Annotated in this window: 14 protein-coding genes; 2 read left to right on the forward strand and 12 right to left on the reverse strand. The window is 46.8% G+C overall.

Translation table 11 applies throughout. The features are described from left to right. Positions 1-6: 6 nt before the first annotated feature. Positions 7-909, reverse strand: coding sequence for a phosphate butyryltransferase (gene yqiS / locus N288_RS16440; RefSeq protein WP_035403056.1), 903 nt, complete (start codon positions 907-909; stop codon positions 7-9). Between the two features lie 134 nt (positions 910-1043). Next, positions 1044-3122, reverse strand: a complete 2079-nt coding sequence (locus N288_RS16445; protein ID WP_009794972.1) for a sigma-54 interaction domain-containing protein — start codon at positions 3120-3122, stop codon at positions 1044-1046. 148 nt (positions 3123-3270) lie between these two features. Here N288_RS16445 and N288_RS16450 point away from each other — a divergent pair, with 148 nt between their 5' ends. Together N288_RS16450 and N288_RS24800 are read left to right on the forward strand one after the other, a co-directional pair. After that, on the forward strand, positions 3271-3531 hold the full coding sequence (locus N288_RS16450; RefSeq protein ID WP_009794971.1) for a DUF2627 domain-containing protein: 261 nt from the start codon (positions 3271-3273) through the stop codon (positions 3529-3531). Positions 3532-3685: 154 nt separating this feature from the next. Beyond that, the gene (locus tag N288_RS24800) at positions 3686-3820 is read left to right on the forward strand and encodes a YycC family protein (protein ID WP_009794970.1); all 135 of its coding nucleotides are present in this window, start codon (positions 3686-3688) and stop codon (positions 3818-3820) included. A 7-nt stretch (positions 3821-3827) separates the two neighbouring features. On the opposite strand, the gene N288_RS16455 is transcribed toward N288_RS24800, so the two are convergent. From N288_RS16455 to xseA, 10 genes are all read right to left on the reverse strand, one after another. Next, positions 3828-5402, reverse strand: a complete 1575-nt coding sequence (locus N288_RS16455) for a DUF342 domain-containing protein (RefSeq protein ID WP_156917016.1) — start codon at positions 5400-5402, stop codon at positions 3828-3830. Positions 5403-5636: 234 nt separating this feature from the next. Then, on the reverse strand, positions 5637-6425 hold the full coding sequence (gene spo0A, locus N288_RS16460; RefSeq protein WP_009794968.1) for a sporulation transcription factor Spo0A: 789 nt from the start codon (positions 6423-6425) through the stop codon (positions 5637-5639). A 267-nt stretch (positions 6426-6692) separates the two neighbouring features. After that, on the reverse strand, positions 6693-7988 hold the full coding sequence (spoIVB, locus tag N288_RS16465) for a SpoIVB peptidase (RefSeq protein WP_009794966.1): 1296 nt from the start codon (positions 7986-7988) through the stop codon (positions 6693-6695). Between the two features lie 112 nt (positions 7989-8100). Beyond that, complete coding sequence (gene recN, locus N288_RS16470) at positions 8101-9792, reverse strand: DNA repair protein RecN (protein ID WP_009794965.1); 1692 nt, start codon at positions 9790-9792, stop codon at positions 8101-8103. Between the two features lie 16 nt (positions 9793-9808). After that, positions 9809-10258, reverse strand: a complete 450-nt coding sequence (gene ahrC / locus N288_RS16475; RefSeq protein ID WP_009794964.1) for a transcriptional regulator AhrC/ArgR — start codon at positions 10256-10258, stop codon at positions 9809-9811. A 157-nt stretch (positions 10259-10415) separates the two neighbouring features. Beyond that, positions 10416-11261, reverse strand: a complete 846-nt coding sequence (locus N288_RS16480; protein ID WP_009794963.1) for a TlyA family RNA methyltransferase — start codon at positions 11259-11261, stop codon at positions 10416-10418. Between the two features lie 3 nt (positions 11262-11264). After that, entirely contained in the window at positions 11265-13157 is a 1893-nt protein-coding gene (dxs, locus tag N288_RS16485; protein ID WP_009794962.1) for a 1-deoxy-D-xylulose-5-phosphate synthase, read from the reverse strand. A 373-nt stretch (positions 13158-13530) separates the two neighbouring features. Continuing rightward, a complete protein-coding gene (locus tag N288_RS16495) occupies positions 13531-14427 on the reverse strand; it encodes a polyprenyl synthetase family protein (RefSeq protein WP_009794960.1) in 897 nt (298 codons plus the stop codon). Next, entirely contained in the window at positions 14427-14660 is a 234-nt protein-coding gene (locus N288_RS16500) for an exodeoxyribonuclease VII small subunit (RefSeq protein WP_009794959.1), read from the reverse strand. Before N288_RS16500 ends, N288_RS16495 begins: the two co-directional genes overlap by 1 nt. 5 nt (positions 14661-14665) lie before the next feature. After that, the gene (gene xseA, locus N288_RS16505; protein ID WP_009794958.1) at positions 14666-16006 is read right to left on the reverse strand and encodes an exodeoxyribonuclease VII large subunit; all 1341 of its coding nucleotides are present in this window, start codon (positions 16004-16006) and stop codon (positions 14666-14668) included. Between the last annotated feature and the right edge of the window lie 46 nt (positions 16007-16052).

Raw genomic sequence — 16052 nt, forward strand, 5'->3', positions numbered from 1 at the left:
AAAAAATTAAGATGATGCAGAGCAAAGGGCCAAAGCGAGTGAGTTCAGCTTGCTATCTGCCGAATCAGCCCGTGATGTCAGGACGATCGGCGCTTTGGCGCCTGCAATGACTGCCCCGACCTTTGCACCTGCGAAATACATAAGCGATTTATATAAAGCATTGCCTGTCTCAATAGCAGGGACAAGCAGTATATCTGCATTTCCTGCAACTTCGCTGCTGATTCCTTTATGCTCGGCTGCCGCTGGCGAGATTGCATTATCCAGTGCAAGCGGGCCGTCAACAATGCAGTTTCTGATCTGGCCCCTTTTATTCATCATGGCCAGAGCGGCAGCATCCAAAGTTGCCTGCATAGAAGGATTGACCGTTTCAACGGCAGCAATCGGAGCCACCTTTGGATTGTCGATGCCTATGCTTCTCGCAATCTTGACTGTATTATTAATGATTTGCTCTTTCTGCTTCAAATCCGGCGCAATATTCATGGCTGCATCCGTAATGATGATGAGCCTGTCGTAGCCAGGCACTTCAAAAACAGCTGCATGGGAAAGGACACTGCCCGTTCTAAGCCCATAATCTTTATTAAGCACTGCTTTTAATATGATCGAAGTTGAAAGATTGCCTTTCATCAGCACACTGGCTTCTTTTTGGCTTACTGCCCTTACAGCCATTTCAGCTGCTGCTTCTGCTGTTCGTGCATGGATAACTTCTATCCTTCCACCCGCAGCCGCAAGATTTCTATTATAGATCAGTTCTTCAATTGCTTCTCCGTCGCCGAATAATTTAAAATGAGCCAAATTGCGCTTGGCCGCTTCCGCTACTGCGTCCATTACTTCATGGTCTTCTGCTGCGGCAACTGCGACTGTCTGTTTTCTGTTTCCTGCTGCTTTTTCTATGAGCGAGCTCAACCTCAATTTGTTTTCAACCCCTTTAATCAAATGCTGCGACACCAATATTATACTATGCAAGAAATGTGCCAGCCTACATTTACTGAAAACGCTTTATTCATCCCACTAAAGAACCTGCAGAATTTTTCACGCTATGAAAATTATTGCACGCCATTATTTGCAAGGTTATATTTTTCAAGCTTATAATACAAATTCCGGACAGACAATCCCAGGCTTTTGGCAGCTGCCGTTTTATTGCCATTATGCTTATCCAGGGCCCTTTTAATCATGGAGGCTTCAAAGTTTTCGACAAGCTCGGCAAGCGGGGCGTCATTCCCGCCATATTCTTCCGGAACTGAACTTGCTGGCGTTTCACCCTTATGCTGCTTCAAAATCATTTCAGGAAGATGCCTTACTTCAATTTCCGTTTCATGATAGCCCATAAAAATAATGGCGCGCCCCAGAATATTATCCAGTTCCCTTACATTGCCCGGCCAGTCATAGGACATAAGTGCTGATATAGCCTCTTCCGAAGCCTTATCGACATTGCGCCCATATTCCTGATTGATCTTCTGGATCAGCCTGCTGCAGAGCTGTGGAATATCCTGCTTTCTATTCCTTAAAGGAGGAATATGTATCGGCATCCTGTTTATCCGGTAATATAAATCCTCACGGAAAGTGCCGGCAGCAATCCCCTTTTCCAGATTTACATTGGTCGCAGCAATGATCCTTACATTTATCGGAATCGGCTTAGTGCCGCCAACTCTTGTGATCTCATTCTCCTGCAGCACCCTTAGCAGCTTGGCCTGTGTATTGGCTGTCATTTCGCCAATTTCATCGAGGAAAATGCTGCCGTTATGGGCCTCTTCAAACAGGCCGCGCTTCCCTCCCCGTTTGGCGCCGGAAAAGGCGCCCTCCTCGTAGCCAAAAAGCTCGCTTTCCAGCAGGGTTTCCGACAAGGCCGCACAATTGACCCTTATAAATTTATTGTATTTTCTCCCGCTAGCATTGTGGATGGCATGGGCAAACAATTCCTTGCCCGTTCCGGACTCTCCCCTGAGAAGAATGGTTGCCGGCGTTTTAGCCCCCAGCTTTGCCTGCTCAATCGCCAATGTCATTTCTTCGGATGTGCCGATAATATCCTCAAAAGAATATTTTGCTTCAAGCGTACGGATAATTTGCCGTGCCCTAGTAAGTTCCCTGTTCAGGCTTTTGATTTCTGACATATCATGGATGACACCTACGCTGCCCTTCAGCTTGCCGTCCACAATTACCGGAGCGACATTGACAACCACTTCCTTTTTGCCGGGGCCGACTCTCATCGCCGCCCCCCTTACTGCCCTTCTCGACTGAAGGACCTTCATATGTACACTTTCTCCTTCAGAAATATCTGCCGTTGCCGGCTGTCCGATTACCTGCTCCTCTGTCAGTCCAGTGATCCTTGTATAAGCCGGATTGATCAGCAGCCCCTTTCCATTTTCATCCACCACCGAAATCGCTTCATCGCTTGATTGGATGATAGCCTGGAGCATGGTTTGTATTTCTTTCAGGTTTGTGATTTCTTCGGCGAGATTGACTACTTCGGTAATATCCTTAAAAACAGAGAACGCACCGATCAGCTCTCCCTTTTCCCCAATCATCGGTATCCTGGTCGTTATGATTTCCAGTCCATTCGCAAGCACAAGCTCCTGATTCAGCTCTGTCCTTTTCGTTTCCAGTACCCTCGGAAGGCAGCTGCCTGGTATCACATCAAGTACGTGTTTTCCGATTGCCTTTCCGCCTGGGATGCCTGTCATCCTTTCGGCGCTTCGATTAAAGAGGATGATCCGGCCTTCTCCATTGACAACGACCATTCCATCGTCCGTAGAATTGAAAATCAGGTCATGCTTATATGTTTCATTTTTGAATTCCTCAATAAGCTCTTCTTTTTCCTCAAGCAGCTTGCTGATAAGAAAGGCTACACTTCCGGGAATAAGCACTGTATTTTTCGACCGTGCTTCCCTGAGATCGATAAAAACCTTCTCTTCACCCGTCACTTCAATGATGATATCTGGATCTTCTTTTATGTATTCTCTCCAATCGGGACCGGTCCGAATCCCTTCCAGGCGTGCAAGCTGGATTCCCGGAGCATTGTCATTGATATCGACAACTGCCGATACATCAAGGACCGCCGTTTCTCTCAGGAGCCGCAAAATGGCCGTTCCGCCTTTTCCGGCACCGACTATCATAACTGTCTGCATGGCTATCCCTCTCTTAGTACGAAGATTTTTTCACTGATAGTCTGCAAGATCTTTCAATACTATTGTAATTATTTTCTCCATGCTTGACAAATTTCTTCTATAATTTATCATTACCGATGAAGAGACTTTTTTAAATAAGGGGCAAAATATGATAAGAATCGCTGCATTAGTTGTTTTATTGATACCCGGCTTTATTGCTGCCATTGGTGTTAAACTGATGAGGGATATGGTATTTGGCATTCTCCAAAGCCCTTTCCCCTATTTATGGCTTCAATTCCTGGCCGGCCTGCTTTTCTTTTTGCTGGGGCTGGGGTTTGTCGCCGGCTTCATACTGTACCGCGACCGAAAAAGGAATAAGGTGCAGGACCGTTTTAGAAGAGAGAGGATCCAGGCTAAAAAGGCTGATTGATTATTTACACAGGCAACCCGGGAGCACAGAATATTTCATTCCCGTTATATAAAGAACAGCACCCCGTTCGCTGCCGGGGTGCTGTTCTTTGCAGATAAGTATTATTATTGGAAATTTATCATTTGCTGCTGATATTCAGAAAGGAGGGACGGAGATGAAGCCATTGCAGATTTCCCCCGAAACGGCAATCAAGCTTGCCGAGAAGCTCAATGTTCCACTAGAGCAAATCATGCACATGCCCCAGCATATTTTAATACAGAAGATGATGGAACTTGAAAAAAAGAATTGATTGAGGACTATTCGAAATGCATGCTGTTCCTGACAGCATAGAAGGTGCCCCTGACTGAAGTATCCAGCTTTCTTGATTGGCTTTTAATCTGGAGCTGTGTTTCCGGATATGCGACCTGCAGGATGGATACTTCCCCTTCACCCTTCGTCTCAAGCAGGCCCGTCAATATCTTCCTTTGATGGTCAAGTACGGCGATTTCCTCCATCTGCCTCTCAAACAGGCTTAATGTCTGTTCATACTGCTTCTGCTGCTTGTCGCTCAGCTGATTTATGTATTGTTCGAAGATTTCAAGCTGCTTTTTGCCTTTTTCCATTTCAGCGGCCCTTTTTCGGTATGCAAGAAGGAGTGTCTCAAGCTCTTCGTTGACTGTATTTCTGTCAAATCCTTCAATCTGTATAATCGTTTTCCTTTCCAGCCTGTTGCCGATGATGCCGGCCTGCACCCTTCCTTTAGCCTCTATCAGGCCTCCTATCAGCTTTCCTTTTCTTTCATCCGCAAAGATGTTTCTTCCTTTCAGGATTCCGCCGATCGAATAATAGCCGATATGAATATCACCGCCTGCTGTCAGGCTGCATTCATTAGAGTGCTTTATATAAATATTCTTTCCCGCCTTTATCATGCCGGATCCCTGGCCGAACGCGCCTCCTTTAATGAAAATATCCCCTTTTTCCGAAACGATTTCTTTAAACCCGCTGATGCCGAGTTCTCCTAAAATAGAAATGTCAAGAGAAGCATTGACGCTGTAGCCCGGCTTGACAATACCCCTGACTGTAATGCTTCCATCAAATTCGATATTGCCTGTTTCAGGGCCTGCATCGCCTTCTATGACTAGATGGCGGCCTACAGATACCTTGCCGCCCCGGAATGTGACAACACCGTCGCATAACGCCCTCAGCACCATTTTACCGTCCTCTTCACAAGCTTTTACCGTTTTTTTGTCATAAAGCAGTTTTTTATCTTTTCCTTTTAACGGAGGAACCGGATCTCCTGTCAGCGTTTCACCAAAAACCCCTTCTTCTGCAGGAATTTTCTCGCCGAGCCAATCCCCTTCCTGAACCTCATCAATGAAGTTCATATCATAATAATTCACGGTGCCGTCTTCCCTTATGGCGGGCTTCCTTTCACTCTGCTCAAAATAGCAGATGACAGCATCGCTTCCATGCCGGGGAGGAAGGCCCTTTGCAATGACAGCTTCCTTTTGCACAGGGACGCTTCTCAGCACATCCTCCTCAATCGCATGTTCCACCCCGAGTTCCTGAAGCTGTAAGGCTATTTGATCGGCTATAGCCTTAAATTCTGCATTGAAATAAGCTTCCGTGCAGTTCAGCCGGAGCTTTGCTTCCATCATGTCCCTGCTAAGGCTTACAGCTGCCAGGGGTTTCAGTTCGCCAATAAGCTTCCTTCCTGAATCGGCCAGTTCAAGCGCCTCTTTCAGTACCATAAATTTTGTAATTGAAATTCTCGGAAAATTCAACAGTTCTTTTTCCAGACTTTTTAAAGAATAGCCTTTTCTGAGAACAGTTATATAAACTTCATCTTCTTCACATTCAATTCTTAGCGACTCATCAGAAAATATTTCCATATGACTATTCCCTTTCCAGCAGGCATTTGTATTCATTATAGCGGAAAAATAGGCATTTTGGCAGGTTCCTTCATAAACTAACAGAATATTTGCCATTATCCTGTCCTTTTAGCCAAAATAAAAAGCACCCCAGAATGGAATGCTCTCCTTTAAAAGTATATGATTTCATTTTTAAGGCCTTCTTTCAGGCAGTCGCGGCATAAATTAAAAAAACCTTAAAAATGCCTAGCCCTTTCAAGAAGCTTTATGCTCCAGGCGCAGTTTATCAGCAACCATCGCGATGAATTCCGAGTTGGTGGGCTTGGCTTTTGTCATGCTTACAGTGTAGCCGAAAAGAGAAGAGATGGAATCGATATTCCCCCTGCTCCATGCTACCTCGATCGCATGGCGGATTGCCCTTTCCACCCTGCTGGCAGTGGTATTATACTTTTTGGCGATATCCGGGTAAAGAACCTTTGTAATGGATCCGAGCAGTTCAATATCGTTATAGACCATGGATATTGCTTCGCGCAAGTATAAATAACCTTTAATGTGGGCAGGCACACCAATTTCATGAATGATGCTTGTGATGCTTGCATCAAGATTTTTAGGCTTGGATTCTTGGCTTCTGTAGGCGGATGACTGGGACTTGCGGATGACCGGGTTGGACTTGCCGCTTACCTGGCGGATATGTCCGGCGAGATTCTCCATATCAAATGGTTTGAGGATGAAATAGGAAGCCCCAAGATCCACCGCTTTTTTCGTAACATCCTCCTGGCCGAAAGCTGTAAGCATGATGACATTCGGCATCGATGATCTCCGTGATTCACGCAGCTTTTCAAGCACTCCAAGCCCATCCAGATGCGGCATGATTATATCAAGGACTAGAACGTCCGGTTCAGTTTCTTCCAGTACCTCCAGGCATTCCTGGCCATTATGGGCCACCCCGCTCACTTCCATATCATCCTGGGATGCGATATATTCCTCCAGAAGCCCGACAAGCTCGCGATTGTCATCCACGATACATACTTTTATTTTTCTCACGTATTGTTTCCTCCTCAAATCCATTTGTGGTCTCTTTTTCTATCTAGTTCTATTCTAAATGACAAATTCGACAATGCAAACGAAATTCCTTTTGTTTTTTGAATTTTTCTTAAAAACCTGATAAAACCTTTATTTTTCTTCTGTTTTCTTCCTCATTCGACTTTATTCGCATATACATTGATCATTTGGCTGGTTTTTGTCGATTTTTCTTTAGAGCTCACAAAAGAAAAAAGAAGGCCCCGTGCACGCCTTCTTCCTCCACACATTTCAGCTTGCTTTTTCTTCGCTTTTTTCATAAATATCTATTCCTGCTTCATTGAGCATCCACTCGATATGGACTCCGTACCCGCTGGTAGGATCATTCACGAATACGTGCGTGACTGCCCCGACAACCTTTTCGTTCTGAATGATCGGGCTCCCGCTCATCCCCTGAACAATACCGCCTGTTTTATCCAGCAGTTCAGGATCTGTCACTTTGATGACCATCCCTTTTGTTGCAGGGAACTTCTGAGGTATAGTGCTGACAATTTCAATATCAAACAGGTCTACCTCGTCATCATCTACAACTGTAAGAATCTGGGCCGGCCCCTCTTTCACCTGATGCGAAAGCGCTATAGGCATCGGCTTGTCAAGCACGCCGTTTTTCATGCCCCTGTTCAGTTCGCCAAAAATGCCAAAGGGACTGTTTCTTTTAATATTCCCAATAACCTGTTTATCTGAAGAAAATCTTGCGAGCTTTTCGCCTGGATTCCCGTTGCTTCCTTTTTCAATGGATGTAACAGTCGAACGGACAATTTGTCCATCATCGACCACTATCGGTTTTTTTGTATCCATATCACTTATAACATGGCCGAGGGCCCCATACTTCATAGAACCTGGATGATAAAAGGTCATGGTGCCGATTCCGGCTGCAGAATCCCTAATATACAGGCCCAGTTTAAAATTATTTTCCGCCTTATCTTTAAGGGGTGTCAGTTCGGTGCTGATTTTGCCATTTTCCCTTGTAAGTGTGATCTTCATTGCCTTGCCCGTCTGTCCGGCTTCCTGGACAAAGGGTGCCACATCGGACATCTTCTCAATATTTTGTCCGTTTATCTGCGTGATGATATCTCCTACTTTAATCCCTGCAGTTTCGCCGGGGGAAGCTTTGCCGTCTTTTGCATCCACAAGGTGATGGCCGACAACCAGCACCCCGACCGTATTCAGTTTAACCCCGATTGACTGGCCTCCGGGAATGACCTTAAAATCCCTCAATACATTCACATCAACTTTTTTAACTGGAAATCCTGCCAGTTCAAGCAGCATTTCGTCTTTTCCAATTTTCTTTCCCTTTACGGCAACCTCGCTTCCCTCCTGCTTGAGAGCTGCCGCCGCTTCTGTTTTCATTGACGCAGACACAGGTGCCGCCTTGCTGAAATTGTATGTTTCACCTTCAAATAGGGTAATCTCTTTGGGAATGCTGATATATTCTTGAAAGGGTTTGGAAAACCCTGCTGCAATTAATGAAACAAGGAGAATTCCACCAATTATTCTTCTTAGTAGCTCTAAATTCAAAACCTTCACTCTCCTCGCTTCTAGTCCACACGTCAAATGGCTACATCTTTAATTTTGCCTCCTTAGTGAGAACTTATAACCTTTGGCCATATAAAAAAAGCTACCCTCTTTGGATAGCTTTTCAAGTTATTTTTATTTGCTGGGCAAGCTGGAGCAATTCCTTAGCATGCTCTTTCGTCAAATCAGTGATTTCCACCCCGGATATCATCCGGCCGATTTCCTTGATTTTATCCTCGGAATTGAGCGGTTTCACTGTTGTTTTAGTTCTTCCATCACGCGTAGACTTTGCGATGAACAGATGTGTATCTGCCATTGCAGCAACCTGTGGAAGGTGGGAAATACAGAGAACCTGTGAATCCCTTGAAACATGGTGAATCTTCTCAGCGATTGCCTGTGCGACGCGTCCGCTGACCCCTGTGTCAACCTCATCAAAGATAATCGATGTGACCCCCTGATGCTTCGAGAAGATGCTTTTCAAAGCCAGCATGATTCTGGACAGCTCACCGCCCGAGGCGACTTTGGAAAGGGGCTTGAGCGGTTCGCCCGGATTGGTGGATATATAAAATTCTATCTTGTCAGCACCGTTGCGATGGTAGCCCCGGCTGGACAATTCCTCAAATTTCACTTCGAACACCGTTTTCGACATATACAGCTCTTTCAGTTCCTTATGGATGAGAGAGGTCAGCTTTTTGGCGCTCTTTCTCCGAAGCCTGCTTAATTGCTCGGCTTCAAGGCTTAAATCCTTCTGAAGGGAAGAAAGCTCCTTTTGAAGCTGATCAATATGTGTTTCCTTATTCTGCAATGTCTCAATTTCTTCTTCTATCCCTGATGCATATTCAAGGATTTCCTCGATTGTCTTGCCGTATTTCCTTTTGAGCTGATTGATTTCTGTCAGCCTTTCTTCAATCTCATTCAGCCTGGCAGGATCATATTCAAGAAAATCAAGCTTGCTCCTCAGACTGCTTGAAACATCCTCAAGCATATAAAAACTGTTGGATACAGCATCTGCCATTTCCTTATATTCAGGATCCAGTTCAGCTGCTTCCTGCAGATGGCCCATAACAAGGCCGATCCAGTCCAGCCCCTTTTGCTCCCCTTGAAGAGCAGTATAGCCAGCCTGCATGCTGTCATAAATCCTTTCGAAGTTCCCCAGCTTCGTTTTTTCTTCATAAAGCTCTTCGTCTTCGTTGATTTTCAGCCCGGCTCCCTCAATTTCCTCCAGCTGAAATTGAATCAGATCAAGCCTGTGGGCCATCTGCTGTTCGTTCTCACTCAAATTCTTGAGCTTTTTGGCTGTTTGTTCATAAGATTGGAATACTTCCCGGTATTCATGCAGGGCCGGCATGATTTCCTCAGAGCCAAACTGGTCAAGCAAAGATAAATGCAGGGTTTCATCCATCAATTCCTGGTGCTCATGCTGTCCATGGATGTCGATGATCGTAGATCCGATTTCCCGGAGTGCAGAAATGGTCACCAGCTTTCCATTGACCCGGCATACACTCTTGCCTGTCCGTGAGATATCCCGGCGAAGGACCACCATCCCGTCCTCGATGTCAATCCCAAATTCCCTTGATTTTTTATAACAGGGATGATCCTGGCCGTCTATTTGGAAAAGACCCTCGATCTCAGCTTTCTGCTCGCCGTGCCGGACAAACTCCGAAGACCCCCGTCCGCCCACTAAAAGGTGGATGGCATCGATGATGATCGATTTGCCTGCGCCCGTTTCCCCAGTCAATACAGTTAAGCCCTTTTCAAATGAAACAGAAAGGGCTTCTATAATAGCGAAATTTTTAATGGATAATTCACTTAGCAAAGATTTTCACCCCAATTTAAAGCATATCGATGAAGCGGTTGGATATCACTTCAGTATCTTCAGGTGTTTTGCAGATGATCAGGCAGGTATCGTCGCCGCAAATCGTACCGAGAATTTCTTCCCAGTCAAGATTGTCTATCAGTGCGCCGATTGCCATCGCATTCCCGGGCAGCGTTTTCATAACAAGCAAATGGCCGGCAGTATCAATCCGGACAAAAGCATCCATTAAATTGCGTTTTAGTTTCTGCAGCGGATTGAACCTTTGATCCGCCGGCAGGCTGTATTTATATCTTCCATCCATTAAAGGAACTTTTACAAGATGAAGCTCTTTTATATCTCTTGACACAGTTGCCTGGGTCACATTAAAACCGGCATTTTTCAGCTCGTCCACAAGATCATCCTGTGTTTCAATATCATTATTGGCTATGATGTCTCTTATTTTGATATGTCGTTGTCCTTTATTCACTTTATCACCTCTATAGGCAGTCGAAACCTGATTTCTATCCATATGTTAGCCGATTTTCTGCTGAATGTACAATTTTTTCTGCAATAGACAGCACGAATAGCCAAGAACCGCCATAATTCGATGGTCCAGCGCCGAAAAAAAGGAATAAGCATGATGCTTATTCCTCTTCTTTCTGCTGCTTTGATTTCAGCTCGGCATGAGCTTCCTTGACTATTTCATCCACGGAAGCAGAAAGTCCGTTTATGCCTGTTTCCTTTTCCCCTTCCCACCTCAGGTGAAGAAGGAACTCAATATTGCCGTCCCCTCCTGTTATCGGGGAATAGGAAAGGTTTCTGACATCATATCCCTGTTCCAGGGAAAAGCGGATCATGCGGTCAATGACGTCGGCATGGACCTTGGGATCGCGGACAATCCCTTTTTTTCCGACCTGCTCACGTCCTGCTTCAAACTGCGGCTTTACAAGCGCAATAACATCACTCCCGGGAACCAGCAGGGTTTTTAGAACAGGCAGAATAAGCTTCAAGCTAATAAATGATACATCAATCGACGCAAAATCAGGCATTTCCCCTGCCAGATCGGCAGGAGTCACATAGCGGAAGTTGGTCCTTTCCATTACCTCCACCCGCTCGTCCTGCCTCAGCTTCCAGGCAAGCTGATTATAGCCTACATCCAATGCATATGACATTTTCGCCCCATTCTGCAGCGCACAGTCAGTGAAGCCGCCGGTTGATGCTCCTATATCAAGAAGCACCTTGCCTGAAATGTCCACATCGAACTCTTTGATCGCCTTTTCAAGCTTCAGTCCGCCGCGGCTGACATAGGGGATCAGCTTGCCTTTCACTGTGAGCGGAATATCGGCGCCTACCTTTTCACCAGGCTTATCGAGGCGGCTCTCGTTCGTATAGACAAGTCCGGCCATGATGGCGCGCTTTGCCTTTTCCCTTGTCTCGATAAGCCCTCTTTCTACGAGCAATACATCTAAACGTTCTTTCTTACTTTTCATCTGTTAAGCCCTTTTTTGTTTTTTTCTCGCCAGTTTTGCGAGCTTTTGTACGGCCATCTCAGAGGTCAGGCCGATTTCTTCGAGCAGTTCCTTTACGCTTCCATGTTCAATATACTCATCAGGGATTCCCATACGCTCGATTGCTGCCTGATGGAAGCCGTTTTCATGGGCAAACTCAAGGACGGCGCTTCCGAAACCGCCCTGCAGGATGGCTTCTTCTATGGTTAGTATCGGCATATTCAAACCTAATATTTCTGTCAGCATTTTTTTATCCAGCGGCTTGATAAATCTGGCATTGACGACTTTGATAGAGTAGCCCTGCCTTTCCAGCTGGGCTGCTGCGTCCATCGCCATCGGGATGGTTGTTCCAAAGGTAAGGATTGCAGCATCGTCCCCTTCCTTCAGCACTTCCCAAGTGCCGATAGGAATTTTGATCAGCGTCTCATCCATCGGCACACCGATTCCGTTGCCCCTCGGGAAACGCATCGCAATCGGGCCGTCATCATAAGCAAGAGCAGTGTTGACCATATGCTGGCCTTCATTTTCATCTTTCGGCATCATCATCACCAGATTTGGCACATGCCTCATGAAGGCGATGTCAAATACACCCTGGTGGGTTTCACCGTCAGCGCCCACAAGGCCTGCGCGGTCGATTCCGATGAAGACATTCAGGTTCTGGCGGCATATGTCATGCACCACCTGGTCATAGGCACGCTGCAGGAAGGTCGAATAGATAGCCAGGAACGGCTTCATATTTTGTGTGGCAAGCCCTGCTGCGACAGTTGTTGCATGCTGCTCCGCTATACCCACATCAAACATGCGGTCCGGGAACTCGCTGGCAAAGCCTTCAAGCTTTGATCCTACAGGCATGGCAGGAGTGATTGCAACAATCCTGCTGTCCTTCCTCGCCAGCTTCCTTACGGTTTCACTGACAAGCTTGCTCCAGGCAGGCGGCGGGTTGATCGGTTTAACAAAGTCGCCTGTATCAATTTTGTATGGGCCTGTCCCGTGCCAGGTCCCGACTGTATCCTTTTCAGCAGGGGAATAGCCTTTCCCCTTCTTAGTGATCACATGCAGAAGGACAGGACCTTCTGTTTTCTTTGCATAGCTGAGCGTTTCAAACAGCTCTTCAAAATTATGGCCATCGATCGGGCCTAAGTAGGTAAAGCCCATTTCCTCAAAAAACATGCCCGAAACCAGAAGATATTTCAAGCTGTCTTTTACTCTTTCAGCAGTTGAAGCAAGCTTTCCGCCGACAGCAGGGATTTTTTTGAGGAGAAGCTCGAGCTCATCCTTCACCCACTGATACTTGCCGGCTGTCCGGAGTTTCCCGAGAACATTGTGCAGGGCCCCGACATTTGGTGCAATCGACATTTCATTATCATTGAGGATGACAATCATATTCTTTTGCTCGTGTCCGATATGATTGAGCGCTTCAAGCGCCATCCCGCCTGTCAGTGCGCCATCCCCGATGATCGGGACGATATGGGAATCCTCTTTTTTCAAATCCCTCGCAATGACCATGCCCATGGCCGCTGATAAAGAAGTCGAGCTGTGGCCGGTCTCCCAAACATCATGTTCGCTTTCAATCCGCTTCGGAAAACCGCACAGTCCTTTATACTGCCTGAGGGTATCAAATTCACAGGCTCTGCCTGTAAGGATCTTATGGACATAAGACTGGTGGCCCACATCCCAGAGAAACTTGTCCTTTGGGCTTTCAAAGCATTTGTGGAGGGCGATCGTCAGTTCAACGACTCCTAGGTTGGGTCCGATATGGCCGCCTGTCACTGAAAGTTTTTCTATAAGAAAATTCCTGATATCCTGGCTGAGATCTTCCAGTTCTTTATTGGAGAGCCCTTTTAAAAATGAAGGGTCCTTAATCGATAATAGATCCATGTCTTGGATCACTCACTTTCATTTCTTTTTAAATCACTGTTATTATTAATTCTCTTTTATTATAACGATATGACAATTTTCCACAACAAAATATAGCATATTCCCTGCATTGTACCATAAGAGTAACGCATTGCAGGCGATTTTCCAACTGATTTCCCTTATGGGACATCCAGATCTGCTGGAGGGCAGGAACCGTTTCACTAAAGAAAAGCATAGCTGCTGAAAGCTGCTGAATGCAAAAAGGGAATTCTGTCCTGTCTATAAGCTGAAAATCAATCACTTCCTGACCAAAGAAAAAGCCGTTGGCCCGATGCGGCAAACGGCTTCCTTCTCATATCCGGCAGCTGCAGGATCAGCAGAAACTGCCAATTAATCAGTGATCCCTGTTCGCCACCAGATTGGTTATCTCTTCCAGCAGCTGGATTTCAAGGCCTGTTTCCTGCAGCCGGGCCTTTGCCATCCCTATATGATGTTCAAGCGCCTTGTTTGCTCCTTCCATAGTGAGAATGGATGGGTAGGTGCTTTTATTGTTGGTTTCATCACTGCCAACCGGCTTTCCAAGGACCTCTTCATTTCCTTCCAGGTCGAGGATATCATCCCTGATTTGGAAAGCAAGGCCCAGATGGTGGGCAAATTCATTCAGGCTTTTCAGCCTGCTTTCCTCTGCACGCGAGAGGAGAGCCCCTGCTGCTACACTGAATGCAAGAAGCTTCCCGGTTTTGTGCACATGTATGTATTCAAGCTCTTCAAGATCAAGGTCTTTGTCCTCTCCCTCAATATCTGCCGTCTGGCCGCCTACCATGCCTTCAGCACCCGAAGCCCTTGCAAGCTCATTGATCAAAGCAAGCTTCACTTCCGCATCAGCATCCTCAGGAGCCATCTGTGCAAGAAGCTGGAAGCTGTATGTCAGCAGTGCGTCTCCAGCAAGGATGGCATTTGCCTCGCCAAACACTTTATGGCTGGTCGGCTTCCCCCGCCTGAGATCATCATCGTCCATGCTTGGGAGGTCATCATGGATAAGGGAGTAGGTATGGATCATCTCCACAGCAGCTGCAGCCTGCAGGCCTTTTTTTGTATCTTCCCCAAAAGCCTTGAGAGTAGCGAATACGAGGAGCGGCCTGATCCTTTTGCCCCCGGCCTGCAGAGAATAATGCATGGCCTTTTTCAGAACCTCCGGGGCGGCCAGTCTGCTGACACTTTCCTCCAGCTCACGCTCAAGCATCTTTATATGGACCTCTGAAAAAGAATCAAGCTGTACATTCGGCACCATTACTCCTCCTCCTCGATGACAAACGGTTCTTTCCTGCCTTCTTCTGTCAGAACCTCCGTCAGCTGTTCTTCCACTCTTTGCAGCTTATCATGGCACAGCTTGGACAGCTCCATGCCCTGCTTATAGATGGCAATGGCCTCTTCGAGCGGCACATCGCCTTCTTCCAGCTTTTCTACAATTCCTTCAAGCTTTTTCATCGCTTCTTCGAATGTGAGTTTTTCTTCTGCAGCCATTTCTATCACTCCTCTTTGCCTGTCACCTTGCAATTAAAAGTTCCATCAGCCAATTTCACCTGGACATCATCGCCCTTTTCAACCTGGGAGACACTCTTCAGGAGCTCGCCTTCCCCGCTATAGGCCAAGCTGTAGCCTCTGTCCATAATCTTAAGCGGGCTCAGCGCCTCAAGGGTTGAAACCATGCCGCTGAATTCCTTCTGCTTCTTGGTCAAAACTTCTTTCATAGCCCTGCCGAGTGCACGGCTGCCGCGTAAATGGGTTTCCTTCGCTTCCTTGTACAAATCATTTGGATGATTCCTCAAGAGCCTTTGCAGCAGCCTGTCCCGCTCCTCGCGTTTCAGCTCTGCAAGCCTGCCTGCGCTCTTTTTCAGCTGTTCTGTCATCTTGTCTGCCTGTTCTAGCTTCTGTTCGTACAGCCGCTGCGGATAGCGGAAGGCATATGATTTCTGCAGTCTGCCCAATCGTTCCCGCTGCAGGACTGCTCTTTCCCTCATCGCTCTGATAAGCCTGGACTGGCGGTTTAAAATCCTTTCAGCCAATTCATCGATGTGCGGAACCGCCATTTCTGCCGCCCCGGTTGGTGTGGGGGCGCGATGGTCGGCTGCAAAATCGGCAATTGTAAAGTCGGTTTCATGCCCGACAGCCGAAATGACCGGAATGTCCGATCCAACGATCGCCCTTGCCACCTGCTCTTCATTGAAGGCCCATAGCTCTTCGATCGATCCTCCGCCGCGCCCGACGATCAGGACATCAGCCTCGGCCTGCAGGTTTGCAAGTTCAATGGCGCCAGCAACAGAAGGAGCTGCCTGGGCACCCTGTACAAGTGCCGGATAAATCAATATATTGGCGATCGGGAAGCGCCTTTTGATTGTTGTGATGATATCTCTTACTGCAGCTCCTGTCGGGGACGTTATCACTCCAACAGTTTTCGGGAATTTCGGGATGGGCCTTTTGCGTTCTGAAGCAAACAGCCCCTCTTTCTGGAGCCTTTCCTTCAGCTGCTCAAAGGCCAGGAAAAGATCCCCTACTCCATCCGGCTGCATCTGCTTGACATAAATCTGATATTGTCCGCTCGGCTCATAGACAGAGATCTCACCGCTGATCAGCACCTTCATCCCGTTCTCAGGCTCAAACTTCACTGAACGTGCAGAACGGGAAAACATGACTGCCAGGATCCGGGATTTCTCATCCTTCAGCGTGAAATACATATGTCCGCTCGAATGCCTCTTAAAATTAGAGATTTCGCCTTTGACAAATATCTCCTGCAAATGCGGGTCATGGTCAAATTTTCTTTTTATGTATAGAGTTAGAGCGCCTACGGTCAGATAACGCTGTTCCTTCATAGCATACTCCTTTTAAAGGGCTGGGTATCCACATGCCATTTGCTGT

Origin of the sequence: Bacillus infantis NRRL B-14911, from assembly GCF_000473245.1 — a bacterium.
Lineage (GTDB): Bacteria > Bacillota > Bacilli > Bacillales > Cytobacillaceae > Bacillus_AB > Bacillus_AB infantis.

Excerpts from the sequence above, each read along its gene's own strand:
- N288_RS16500 (WP_009794959.1), bottom strand. The coding sequence starts at position 14,660 with ATGGCTGCAGAAGAAAAACTCACATTCGAAGAAGCGATGAAAAAGCTT.
- N288_RS16455 (WP_156917016.1), bottom strand. The coding sequence starts at position 5,402 with ATGGAAATATTTTCTGATGAGTCGCTAAGAATTGAATGTGAAGAAGAT.
- N288_RS24800 (WP_009794970.1), top strand. The coding sequence starts at position 3,686 with ATGAAGCCATTGCAGATTTCCCCCGAAACGGCAATCAAGCTTGCCGAG.
- N288_RS16480 (WP_009794963.1), bottom strand. The coding sequence starts at position 11,261 with ATGAAAAGTAAGAAAGAACGTTTAGATGTATTGCTCGTAGAAAGAGGG.
- N288_RS16495 (WP_009794960.1), bottom strand. The coding sequence starts at position 14,427 with ATGGTGCCGAATGTACAGCTTGATTCTTTTTCAGAGGTCCATATAAAG.
- N288_RS16445 (WP_009794972.1), bottom strand. The coding sequence starts at position 3,122 with ATGCAGACAGTTATGATAGTCGGTGCCGGAAAAGGCGGAACGGCCATT.
- N288_RS16450 (WP_009794971.1), top strand. The coding sequence starts at position 3,271 with ATGATAAGAATCGCTGCATTAGTTGTTTTATTGATACCCGGCTTTATT.
- xseA (WP_009794958.1), bottom strand. The coding sequence starts at position 16,006 with ATGAAGGAACAGCGTTATCTGACCGTAGGCGCTCTAACTCTATACATA.
- dxs (WP_009794962.1), bottom strand. The coding sequence starts at position 13,157 with ATGGATCTATTATCGATTAAGGACCCTTCATTTTTAAAAGGGCTCTCC.